Origin of the sequence: Archangium sp. (assembly GCF_036388035.1) — a bacterium.
GTDB lineage: Bacteria > Myxococcota > Myxococcia > Myxococcales > Myxococcaceae > Archangium.
On sequence record NZ_DASVSO010000381.1, the window covers coordinates 1 to 10,749 of the forward strand.

The following is a 10,749-nucleotide window of genomic DNA, read 5'->3' on the forward strand; positions in this document are numbered from 1 at the left end:
AGCACAAGGTGTTGATGATCCTGGTCAACCTCATCAGCAACGCCAAGTACGCCCTGGATGAGGCGCCCGCGGAGCAGCGGTGCCTGACGCTGCGGCTGGAGGCCCCCACGGCCGACCGCGTCCGCATCGAGGTGCGCGACACCGGGATGGGCATCGCGCCGGAGCTGCTCACGCGCATCTTCCAGCACGGCTTCACCACCCGGGACGAGGGCCACGGCTTCGGCCTGCACTCCAGTGCGCTGGCGGCCCAGGAGCTGGGCGGCACGCTGACGGCGCACAGCGAGGGGCCAGGGCACGGCGCCGCCTTCATCCTGGAGCTGCCCTGCGCCCCCCCGGAGGCGACATGAGTGAGAGGGAGCGCAAGCGGCGAATCCTGGTCATCGATGACTCCGCGGCCATCCACCAGGACTTCCGGCGGCTGCTCTGTCCGGAGCGCCGCGGGAGCCCGGCGGAGCTCTCGCTGCTGCGGGCGGCCCTCTTCGGCCCGGCCCCCGCTCGTGCGGAGCCCTCCGGTCCGGAGTTCGAGGTGGACTCGGCCTACCAGGGACAGGAAGGGGTCGCCATGGTGCGGGAGGCCGTGGCGGCGGGCCGTCCCTACGCGTTGGTCTTCCTGGACTACCGGATGCCGCCCGGTGGCAATGGCGTGGAGACGCTGCGGCACCTGTGGACGGTACACCCCTCGCAACGGGTGGTGCTCTGCTCGGCCTACTCCGACTACTCCTGGGAGGAGATCGTCCAGGAGTTCGGCGAGACCCCGCTGCTCAAGGAGCTGCGCAAGCCCGTCCACGGCCAAGAGCTGCGCCACCTGGCGCTCACCTTCACCGAGCCGTAGCAACCCGGGTCGGGGGCGGGAAGGGCTGTAGGGGCGCACGGCCCGACGGGCCTCAGAGCAGAGGATCCGCGACGTACCAGAGCAGCGCGGCCCCGAGGCTGAAGGGCACGACGAGGTTGCCCGTCTCCGTCGCGACGGACGCCACCACCCCCTCGCCCGAGAGCATCATCAAGACGGCGAGCGCCACCCCCCAGGTGACAGCGAGGCAGAGCGCGCGCAACCCGGGCCGCTCACGTGGGGGGAGGCGCCGCAGGAGCCGCGTCTGGAAGTCGTCGTCGGCGAGCTCGGATGGGAGCCGCTGCTGGAGCAGCGTGTCGAGCCAGGCCTCATCATCGTGGCCATTCATGGGACCTCCTCGAGCTGTCGGCGCAGCTTCTCCTTCGCGCGCGCGACGTGGGTTTTGAGCGTCCCCAGGGGGCAGTCGAGGATGACCGCCGCCTCCTCGTGGGTGAGCTCGTTGGCGTAGGTGAGGACGAGCGCGGCCCGCTCGCGTGGCTTCAGCGAGGCCAGCGCTCGCTCCAGGTCATACCGCTCCAGGAGCGTGTCCGGCACGTCCACCCCGGAGGCCCCGGCCTCCAGCGCGGGAGGCTCCGGCGGCGCGAGGCGGCTGCCCCGGTCCTGGCTGAAGAACGCGTTGCAGGCGATGCGGTAGAGCCAGGAGGAGAACTTCGCTCCGCCCCGGTAGCCGCGCAGTCCCTGGTAGGCGCGGAGGAAGGTCTCCTGCGCCAGATCATCCGCCTGCGCCCCATCTCCCCCGGTCAGCCGGCGCAGCAGGCCACGCACGGCGGGCTGGTGCCGAGCCACCAGCTCGCCGAACGCGCGCCGATCGTCCCGCACCAGCACCCGGGTCGGGGACCGCACAGACACCTCGGGCGGAGTGGGCGAGGAAGAAGGGGCAACCGGGGCCTAGGCCGGGGGCGGGGACTCGGCGAGAGCCCCCGTGGCGAGGGTGGCCAGGAGGCACGCGGCGATGAGCTGGACCTTCATGAAGGACTCCTTATCGGTTTTCGCGCGGTGAGACTCCCGGACCCGGCATTCTGGATTCACCCCCCTCTTTTTTCCCACGGGCTGGGTCCACGCCACGTGCGCCAGGGGCTGGGAACCGTGGCGTATTGCCACATGCGCCAAAGTGACGCACCCGGCTGGCCAGCGCCCGTGGGTGCGGCGGAACGCCACAGTCGGCGTTCCCGAGCCCTGGCTCCACCCCGAGTGGGGCGCGGTGGCACGCCCCTGGCAATAGCCCCCCACATGATCGTGCTCTTCGGGCTCTCGTTGGCGCTGCTGGCCACCATCCTCCTCTCCATGCACCGCTCGCTGCGACAGCGCACGGCCGAGCTGGAGCAGGCCAACTCCCGGCTCACCGACAGCCTGCGGCAGCTCCAGTCCACCCAGACCCGGCTCCTCTTCTCGGAGCGGCTGGCCACCATCGGCCAGCTCGCGGCGGGCATCGGCCATGAGATCAACAACCCGCTGGCGTTCATCGTGGGCAACCTCGACTACGTGCAGCAGCAGCTGATGGGCGCGGACGGGGTCGCCTCCTCCGAGGAGCACCAGGAGATGCTGGAGGCGCTCGCCGACGCGCGCGACGGGGCCGAGCGTGTCCACCTCATCGTCCGCGACCTCAAGGTGCTCTCCCACCCGAACGACATGGAGCGCGGCCCGGTGGACATCGTGTCCAGCCTGCGCAGCGCGACGAAGGTGGCGGCCTACGAGCTGCGCGACCGGGCGCGGCTGGTGGAGCAGTGGGACGAGCTTCCCCCGGTGCATGGCCACAAGGGCCGCCTGTGCCAGGTGTTCCTCAACCTCCTCATCAACGCGGCCCACGCCATTCCGGCGGGACAGGCGTCGCGGCATGAGATCCGACTCTCCGCCCGAGCGAGTGGTGACTCGCGGGTCATCGTGGAGGTGAGCGATACGGGGTGTGGCATCCCTCCGGAGAACCTGGAGCGTCTCTTCAGCCCGTTCTTCACCACCAAGCCGGTGGGAATGGGGACGGGGCTGGGGCTGTCGGTGTGCCACAGCATCGTCACCGCGCTCGGAGGGGACATCTCCGTGGAGAGCCAGGTGGGCCGAGGCACCACCTTCCGCGTGAGCCTGCCCGTGTACGAGGCCCCCGCCGAGCTCCCCGAAGTCGCCGCGAGGCAGCTCTCGCCCGCCCCGTCGCACCGCTCCGAGGCACAGCCGCAACTGCGGTGGGCGGCGTGAGCCGAGGGACGCTCAGCTCCCGCGCCGTCCCTCGAGGATCTTCAGGAAGGAGCGGGTCCGCAGCTCGTCCAGGGAGAGGCCGGCGGCGCGGGCCTCGTCCTCGGTGAGGGCCCCACAGGCGATGCCGCGCAGGAAGAAGTTGAGCAGCCCCTGGCCGGTGGCGGCGTCATCGAAGACGTCCCCCAGCCGCGTGGCCTGGGCGGCCTTGTCCATGAAGGCCCGCAGCCGGCGCGAGGCCGCGTCCAGCCCCTCCAGGAAGAAGGCGTACACCGAGGCGTAGCGCACGGGAAGCTGCGCCGGGTGCAGGTCCCACCCCTGGTAGAAGCCGTTCGTCAGCGCCTGGCGCACGTTGTCCGCGTGGAGGCGCCACGCGCGGTGGACGGCGGCACGGTTCTCCTCCCGCTGGGCCGGAGTGAGGGTGCCGCCCTTGGGGGCCTTGTGCGGCCCCACGGGCATGGCGGTGGTGGCTCCGTCGGAGAGGTGGACCTCCGTGCCCGCCAGGGACACCTGCATCACCTGCCGGGCGAAGTCGCACGACGGGTGGAGCAGGTGCTGGCAGGACGCGGTGATGTCGCACGCGGCGGTATAGTCATACGCGCCGAAGTGCGCTCCGGTGCAGCGGCCGTTGGCGGCGGCCACCAACAGAGGCAGGGCCAGCGTCCCCTTCAGGTCGAAGAGGGACTGCGGCGTCTCCACCATCAGCTCCACCTTCACCCCACCCCGCTCCAGGCCCAGGCCGGCCTCGAGCTGGCCCAGCACGGAGTCGAGCGCGGCCACCTGCTCGCGCAGCGTCACCTTGGGCAGGGTCACCACGAAGTGGGGCGGCAGGCGTCCCCCCGTCTTCTCCACCAGCGCGGAGAGGAAGAGGTCCAGGGTACGGACGGCGCGAGGCAAGAGCTCCTCGCTGAAGGACTTGATGCGGATGCCGACGAAGGGAGGCAGCGAGCCGCGCTCCAGACCCCGGGCCAGCTCCTCCGCCACGGCCACCGCGTGCCCGTCCTCCTCCGCATCCGGTCGGTGGCCGTAGCCATCCTCGAAGTCGATGCGGTAGTCCTCCACCGCCTCGCGCCGCAGCTTGTCCCCCACCCGTGCGTGGACGGTCTCCGCCAGGGTGCCCTCCTCCGCCAGGCCCAGCGCCCGGGCCAGGGTGCGCGCATCCGGCGCGTACTCCTCCAGGGAGCGCAGCGCCACCTCGGCCAGCTTCGAGGCCGTATCGGCCTTGAAGAGGTGTGCCCCTCCATAGACGACATGGATGGGCTGACGGCGGGAAGAGGCCCCCGGGTAGAGACGGTTGAGGGCGGCATTCGCCTCCCGCAGGGAGGCACGTGTGTCCGAGAGGCTCTGGGTGGTCAGGGTCGTCTTCATGGGGCGTTCGGAGACGGGAGGAGCTGGCCGAGGTACTCCGCGACATACGGCGAGAGCAGATCGCTCTGGAGGAGGCGCTTGTCGCCGAGCAGCCCGGCGGCGGCGTCCTGGTCCAACTCGTGGACGCCCATCACCTCCAGCGGCTTGCGCGAGCCGAAAGCCTCCAGGACGACGATGCGGCCTTCCTTGGAGGCGCCCTCGCCCATGGGCGGCTCACCCAGGAGCCGCTCGAAGTACTGGAGGGAGCCCTCCCGCGCGCGCGCCTGGCGGCTGGTGCTGATGACGACGACGACCCGCGCCCACTGCTCCGGGGTCATCGAGGCCCGGATGGCACCGACGTGCCGGTGGAGTTCGTCGAGCTCGTCACGGGCCGAGGCCCGGACGTTGGCGATCAGCAAGGGACGCACGGCCTGGACGAAACGGGCCAGGCGCTCCGGCGAGGGCCTGCCCCGCGAGAGGCTCTCGGCGAGTAGCGCGTCGGACTCCCGCAGCAGGGTGCGCTGACCCTCCACGAGTCCGGGAGGCAGGACGCGGCGGGTGGTGGAGCCCGGATCCTCCAGCACGGCCTGGGCGGCGGAGATGAGTTCCCGCGTGCGCTGGAAGCGGGCCTTCGTGTCCTCGGAGAGCGAGGGGCCGGCATTGCCCAGCAGCTCCACGTAGACGCCAAACGGCACGTGCGAGAGGGCCTTGAGCGCATGGTAGCGGGGGGTGAGGACGGGGTACTGGGCGTCCTTGCCCCGCCACTGGAGGGTGAGCGTCCCGTCCATGAGCAGCACGGGGCGCTCCTCGGTACCGAGTCGGGCGACATAGGCCGCCCGGGTACTCGCGTACTGCTGGTGGAAGAGGCCATTGAGGGCCTGGACGGGATCCTGGAGACCATTGAGCTCCAGGACGGGCTCACTGGAAGGGGTGAGCGTCGGAACGGGCTCCTGACTGGCGCCGGGCCGCTCGGCCTGCGCCGACGAGGCCTGAGCGGGGGTCTGGACCACCGGGGCGGTGCCCTCCCGCGGCACCGGCGCGACGGCCGGAGCGGCCGTCTGGCAGGCCGCGGAGGCAGCTCCGAGGAGGGCGGCCAGCAGGAGGCGGCGGATACCCGGAGCGCGGGACAGCGGAACCAGGGCGGCGGGGTCGACGAAGAGGCGCATGGCACCCGGAGTCTCGGAGCGGAGGGGCCCCCGGTCAAACCACGCGCCCAGCAACTTCCGCCACGAAACCTGCGACAATGCCTCGAGCACCCGCTTTTCCTCCCCGAGCCGCATCCGGAGTGGTCCATGGACCCGATTGGCCGTCGTCCCGTAGCCGTCAAGCTGCCCCCCCAGCCCTCGCGGGCCGAGGCCCCTCCGGCCGCCCCCACCGCGAACGCCGCCGTGGCGGTGGGTCACGCGCTGAAGAGCGGCTTCGAGACCCCGGGCGTGAAGGCCGCCCAGGTCACCCAGGCCGCTCCCGGCACCTGGCGCGGCCCGGCGGACTCGGAGGTGGGCAAGGCGATCAACGTCATGCTCGACCGCCTCAAGCAGTGCGACATCAAGATCAAGGGTGACACCCCGGAGAGCCTCTTCCGCCGGGCCATCCTGGACAACAAGCACGTCACCAACGAGCAGCTCCTGGCCATGACCCAGGTGAAGCTGGAGCAGCTCGACTCGGGCCCCGAGACGCGGCAGACGGTGCTGAAGAAGATCCCCAACGCCCGGGAGCTGCCGGTGCACAAGTTCACCGTGGCCCTGATGTCGGCGGCGACGGGCATCGACCCCAAGAAGCTGTCCGAGGCCTGCCCGGACCTGGGGATGACCGGCGCGCCGGGCACCCCGCTGCTCTACGCGGCGAAGACCGAGCGCATGCAGCGCTCCACGGCCCTGCACGACTTCACCGACTACCTGCGGGGCGCCGGCATCAAGGGGCTCAACAAGGCGGTCTGGGGGGTGGAGGACCGGATTCTCTCGGCGGCCGTCAGCGCGCTGGGCGGGGGCCGCTACTAGCGGTTAACCTCCCGCCGCCCATGGACGAACCCAACGGTCGGCTCATCCAGACCCTCCTCGAGGCCCGCCAGCACCACTGCTTCCCGCCCGACGTACGCGCCGGGGCGCCGGAGCTCATCGAGAAGGTGCTGGCCCTGCTCTTCCCCCACTTCTCCGAGCGGCTGGACTGTAGCGCCGTCGGAGTCCGCTCCGAGGTGGCGGTGGTGGAGGCGGTGCTGACCCGGGCGCTGGCGACGCTCGGGTCGCGCTACCCGGGCCTGTCGCCGGAGCTGCCCCGCCACTTCATGGAGCAGCTCCCGGACCTCTACGCCTGGCTGCGCCAGGACGCCGACGCCATCTTCGAGGCGGATCCGGCGGCCCGCAGCGTGGACGAGGTCATCCTCACCTACCCGGGCTTCTATGCCATCGCCATCTACCGGATCGCCCATGCCCTGCACCGGCTGGGCCTCCCCTTGCTGCCCCGGCTCCTCACCGAGCTCGCGCACCAGCGCACGGGCGTGGACATCCACCCCGGGGCCACCATCGGGCGGCGCTTCGTCATCGACCACGGCACGGGCGTGGTGATTGGCGAGACCACCGTCATCGGCAACGGGGTGAAGATCTACCAGGGCGTCACCCTGGGCGCCCTGCAGGTGCAGAAGGACCTGGCGGACAAGAAGCGCCACCCGACCATCGAGGACGACGTGGTGGTGTACGCCAACGCCACCATCCTCGGGGGGACCACGGTGGTGGGCCGCGGCAGCATCATCGCGGGCAACGCCTTCATCACCCACAACATCCCGCCCGAGTCCCTCGTCACCCGCCGCAGCGAGGTCCGCCCGCGACATGGGGGTGCGGAATTCGACGAACTCGAGTATCACATCTGATATAACAGATGTTCATCTGTCCTGGCAGACAGCTCCTCTACGAGGCTCGATACCCATGAAGGCGAACAACATCCTGGAGACGATCGGCAACACGCCGCACGTCCGTATCAACCGGCTCTTCCCCTCGCGCGTCGAGGTGTACATGAAGCTCGAGCGGGCCAACCCGGGCGGCAGCATCAAGGACCGCATTGGCCTGGCGATGATCGAGGACGCCGAGAAGCGGGGCCTGCTCAAGAAGGACAGCGTCATCATCGAGCCCACGTCTGGCAACACGGGGATCGGCCTGGCGATGGTGGCGGCGGTGAAGGGCTACAAGCTCATCCTGGTGATGCCCGAGTCGATGAGCATCGAGCGGCGCCGGCTGATGGCGGCGTACGGGGCGACCTTCGAGCTGACGCCGCGGGCGCAGGGAATGAAGGGGGCGATTGCCCGGGCGCAGGAGCTGGTGGCGCAGAATCCGAACGCGTGGATGCCGCAGCAGTTCGAGAACGAGTCGAACATCGAGATCCACAAGCGCACGACGGCGCAGGAGATCCTCAAGGACTTCCCCGAGGGCCTGGACTACATCATCACGGGCGTGGGCACGGGCGGCCACATCACGGCGTGCGCCGAGGTGCTCAAGCAGCACTGGCCGAAGCTGAAGGTGCTCGCGGTGGAGCCGGTGAAGTCGCCGGTCATCAGCGGCGGGCAGCCGGGGCCGCACCCGATCCAGGGCATCGGCGCGGGCTTCATTCCGAAGAACCTGCACAAGGACACGCTGGACGGCGTCATCCAGGTGACCGAGGAGGAGGCGTTCGACTTCGCCCGCCGCTCGGCGCGTGAGGAGGGCATCTTCGTGGGCATCTCCTCGGGCGCGGCGCTGGCGGCCGTGAACAAGAAGCTGCCCGAGGTCGCCGACAAGAGCCGGGTGCTCTGCTTCTGCTACGACACGGGCGAGCGCTACCTCTCCATCGAGACGCTCTTCCCCGCGCAGTAATCGCCTCTGGCGGCAACGACCGTAAGCCCTGGGATTCGCTCCCGGGCTTACGGCTCGGACTCATCCTTCCATTCATCCGTCTCCAACTCTTCCGGAAGGGGAGCGATCATGAATACCAGCCGGCCTGGCACTTGAACGGCCATGAAACCCTTGCCGGCGATTTTCACACGTTCGGAGTCCTTGGCCTTCCCGCTGGCGAGCCATGTGTCCGCCTCTTCTCGCGTCGCGAATTCGTGAGAGACCTCGACCGTGAACGACGTGTCGAAACAGCTTTTGTAGAACTCCTTGAACTCATCCCTCTTTCTGGTGTTGTGGATATAGAGCAACGCAATTTGTGCAAGCTCGGTGGCATCCCTTTCCTTCGATCCCTCCGCATATTTCTCAATGACGGAGTTCAGAGCACCGAGCATGTCTTCCAAGTCAAAATCTGGGATGTAAGCCACGTTGTCACCAGCTTGTATCAGCTCGCCCCTTGCCTCACTTCCCCGAGAACCCGCGCACCATCTCGACGAGCCGCTCAATCTCCTCGGGCTGGTTGTAGAAGTGGGGCGAGATGCGGATGCGCCCACGGCGGAGCGAGAAGCTGACGTTGCGCTCGGAGAGGTACGAGGCGAGTGCCTTCACCTCTCCCCTCGGCGGCAGGAAGGTGAGGATGCCGGCGCGGTGCTCGGGAGTGGGCCCGGTCTCGCACCCGAGGGCGCGCAGCCCCTGGTCCGCCTGGGAGAGCAGCTCGCGGATGCGCGCCGCGACGTTCTCCATGCCCACCTCCAGCAGCAGCCCGAGGGCCGCGCCGAGGGCATAGGTGCCGGCATAGTTGTGACTGCCCTCCTCGAACTTCGTGGCGTCCGGGCGCAGCTCGAAGTGGGAGCGGTTGAAGTTCCAGGCATCCGTGGTGGAGCGCCAGCCGACGAGCACGGGCCGCACGCGCGGGAGCACGCTCCGGTCCACATAGAGGAAGCCGATGCCGGAGACACCGATCATCCACTTGTGGCTGTCGGCGCTGAGGAAGTGGACGCGGCTCTTCTTCACGTCGACGGGGATGCAGCCCACGCTCTGGATGCCATCCACGCAGAAGAGGACGCCCGAGCGCTCGCAGAGCGCGCCAATGGCCTCCAGGTCCGTGCGGTAGCCGGAGGCGAACTGGACGGAGCTGAGGGCGACGAGCCGGGTGCGCGGCGTGAGCGCGGCGGCGACGGCCTCGGGGGTGACACCGTCCTCGCGCGGTTCAATCTCCCGGACCACGACTCCACGGTCACGCAGGTGCAACCAGGGGTAGACGTTGGAGGGGTACTCGACGGACGAGGCGACGGCGACCTCGTCCCCGGGCTTCCAGTCGAGTCCCTCGGCGACGAGCCCGAGGCCGTGACTGGTGTTGCGCACGAAGGCGATCTCCTCCGGAGCCGCGCCTATCATCTGGGCGGCCAGCCGGCGGGTGTTCTCGGTGCGGGCCTCCCACCCCCGCTCGTAACGGACGCCGTGCTGGACGAGCTCCTCCACCCACTCGCGCATGGCGGTGGCGACGCGCAGACTCGTGGGCGCCACCCCGGCGTGGTTGAAGTAGAGCTGCTCCTTCACGACGGGGAACTCCGCGCGGTACCGGTCGAGCTCGAGGGGCAAGGTCATGGGTGGGGCGCATTATGCGGTCCCCTGCTCCCCCCGTGTAGGCTCCCGCGCGGGGTGACACGGCCACGGGCGGCGCACCCGGTGGAGGGAGCGCGCCGCCCGCGGCTCGGCCTCAGTGGGGCGCGCAGGTGAGCGCGAGCCCCTGCTGCATCGAGGAGGCGCGCGGCGTCACGTAGCTCGTGAGCCCGGCCGTCCCGCCCTGCAAGAGGGCCTCGCGGGCCTGCGCCATGGCCTCGCGCGAGTGCACCGTCATCGTCGAGCCGGAGGCATCCGTCACCTCCAGCGCGCCGTCCGTGCGCTCCCGGGCGCGCACCAGCAGCGCGCCCGCCTCATCGCGCACGGCCATGCCGTCCTCGAGCGGCTCGAAGTAGCGCACCCGCGGCTCCTGGCCCTCGCGGTCCAGTTCGACGCGCATCACGCCGCTCTCCCCGTCACGCGACAGCCGCAGCGTGTCCGAGGGGCTGAGCTGGACGACCCGCGTTCCATCCGGGAGGGTCTCGGCGTTCGCGAGTGGATTGCTGCCCGTCCAGAACTCCAGGCTGTTGAAGATCAGGGAGTCGACGAAGACGCCCACCCCGTACACCGGGATGATGGTGAAGCCGAGGAACAGCGCCCACTGGACGAACTTGTTGTCCGAGACCCCCTGGTTGAGGTCGTAGATCTTCCGCGTCAGGGCGAACGAGCCAAAGCAGCCGGACACATGGAGCGACAGGACGGTGACGAACAGGGCCGCGAGCAACCGAAACGGACGCGACTTCATGAAGCCTCCTTGAAGGCCGAGGCCGGACGTCCCGGCCCGCCGGAGGGCCACCCTACTTCCACTGCCGGTGCGCATTCGCGAGGACGTGAGGTGACATGATGAGAAATGAAAAGGCCGGGGGAGGAATGACCCTCACCCCGGCCTCA

General features: G+C 69.7%; 13 protein-coding genes. 6 read left to right on the top strand and 7 right to left on the bottom strand.

Annotated elements, in window-relative coordinates; genetic code table 11:
- Positions 1–347, top strand: a 347-nt coding sequence (locus tag VF697_RS15525; protein WP_331095707.1) for an ATP-binding protein, incomplete at its 5' end; no start/stop codon positions are given.
- Positions 344–832 (top strand): hypothetical protein, encoded by a 489-nt coding sequence (locus tag VF697_RS15530; RefSeq protein ID WP_331095710.1) that lies wholly within the window; start codon positions 344–346, stop codon positions 830–832. The genes VF697_RS15525 and VF697_RS15530, both read left to right, overlap by 4 nt.
- Before the next feature lie 52 nt (positions 833–884).
- Here VF697_RS15530 and VF697_RS15535 read toward each other — a convergent pair whose 3' ends face one another.
- Positions 885–1,178 carry a hypothetical protein gene (locus VF697_RS15535; RefSeq protein ID WP_331095712.1) on the bottom strand — a complete coding sequence of 98 codons (294 nt, stop codon included), beginning with the start codon at positions 1,176–1,178 and terminating at the stop codon, positions 885–887.
- Positions 1,175–1,693, bottom strand: a complete 519-nt coding sequence (locus tag VF697_RS15540) for an RNA polymerase sigma factor (protein ID WP_331095714.1) — start codon at positions 1,691–1,693, stop codon at positions 1,175–1,177. Before VF697_RS15540 ends, VF697_RS15535 begins: the two co-directional genes overlap by 4 nt.
- A gap of 387 nt (positions 1,694–2,080) precedes the next feature.
- Between VF697_RS15540 and VF697_RS15545 the strand changes: the two genes are divergently transcribed.
- The gene (locus VF697_RS15545; protein WP_331095716.1) at positions 2,081–3,037 is read left to right on the top strand and encodes a sensor histidine kinase; all 957 of its coding nucleotides are present in this window, start codon (positions 2,081–2,083) and stop codon (positions 3,035–3,037) included.
- 12 nt (positions 3,038–3,049) lie between these two features.
- Here the strand turns inward: VF697_RS15545 and VF697_RS15550 are convergent, their stop codons facing one another.
- Both VF697_RS15550 and VF697_RS15555 read right to left on the bottom strand, forming a co-directional pair.
- Positions 3,050–4,402 (bottom strand): DUF6986 family protein, encoded by a 1,353-nt coding sequence (locus VF697_RS15550; protein ID WP_331095718.1) that lies wholly within the window; start codon positions 4,400–4,402, stop codon positions 3,050–3,052.
- A complete protein-coding gene (locus VF697_RS15555; protein ID WP_331095720.1) occupies positions 4,399–5,547 on the bottom strand; it encodes a hypothetical protein in 1,149 nt (382 codons plus the stop codon). The genes VF697_RS15550 and VF697_RS15555 overlap by 4 nt, the downstream gene beginning before the upstream one ends.
- Positions 5,548–5,673: 126 nt before the next feature.
- Here VF697_RS15555 and VF697_RS15560 point away from each other — a divergent pair, with 126 nt between their 5' ends.
- From VF697_RS15560 to cysK, 3 genes are read left to right on the top strand one after another with little or no spacing between them, the layout of a single operon-like run.
- Positions 5,674–6,378, top strand: a complete 705-nt coding sequence (locus VF697_RS15560) for a hypothetical protein (protein ID WP_331095722.1) — start codon at positions 5,674–5,676, stop codon at positions 6,376–6,378.
- 20 nt (positions 6,379–6,398) lie between these two features.
- Complete coding sequence (epsC, locus tag VF697_RS15565) at positions 6,399–7,244, top strand: serine O-acetyltransferase EpsC (protein WP_331095724.1); 846 nt, start codon at positions 6,399–6,401, stop codon at positions 7,242–7,244.
- 55 nt (positions 7,245–7,299) lie between these two features.
- The gene (gene cysK, locus VF697_RS15570) at positions 7,300–8,220 is read left to right on the top strand and encodes a cysteine synthase A (RefSeq protein ID WP_331095726.1); all 921 of its coding nucleotides are present in this window, start codon (positions 7,300–7,302) and stop codon (positions 8,218–8,220) included.
- A 47-nt stretch (positions 8,221–8,267) separates the two neighbouring features.
- Here the strand turns inward: cysK and VF697_RS15575 are convergent, their stop codons facing one another.
- The 3 genes from VF697_RS15575 to VF697_RS15585 form a co-directional block, all read right to left on the bottom strand.
- Entirely contained in the window at positions 8,268–8,663 is a 396-nt protein-coding gene (locus VF697_RS15575) for a hypothetical protein (RefSeq protein WP_331095728.1), read from the bottom strand.
- Positions 8,664–8,697: 34 nt separating this feature from the next.
- Positions 8,698–9,843, bottom strand: a complete 1,146-nt coding sequence (locus VF697_RS15580) for an aminotransferase class V-fold PLP-dependent enzyme (RefSeq protein ID WP_331095730.1) — start codon at positions 9,841–9,843, stop codon at positions 8,698–8,700.
- A gap of 112 nt (positions 9,844–9,955) precedes the next feature.
- Positions 9,956–10,603, bottom strand: a complete 648-nt coding sequence (locus VF697_RS15585; RefSeq protein ID WP_331095732.1) for a DUF3332 domain-containing protein — start codon at positions 10,601–10,603, stop codon at positions 9,956–9,958.
- Positions 10,604–10,749 lie beyond the last annotated feature (146 nt).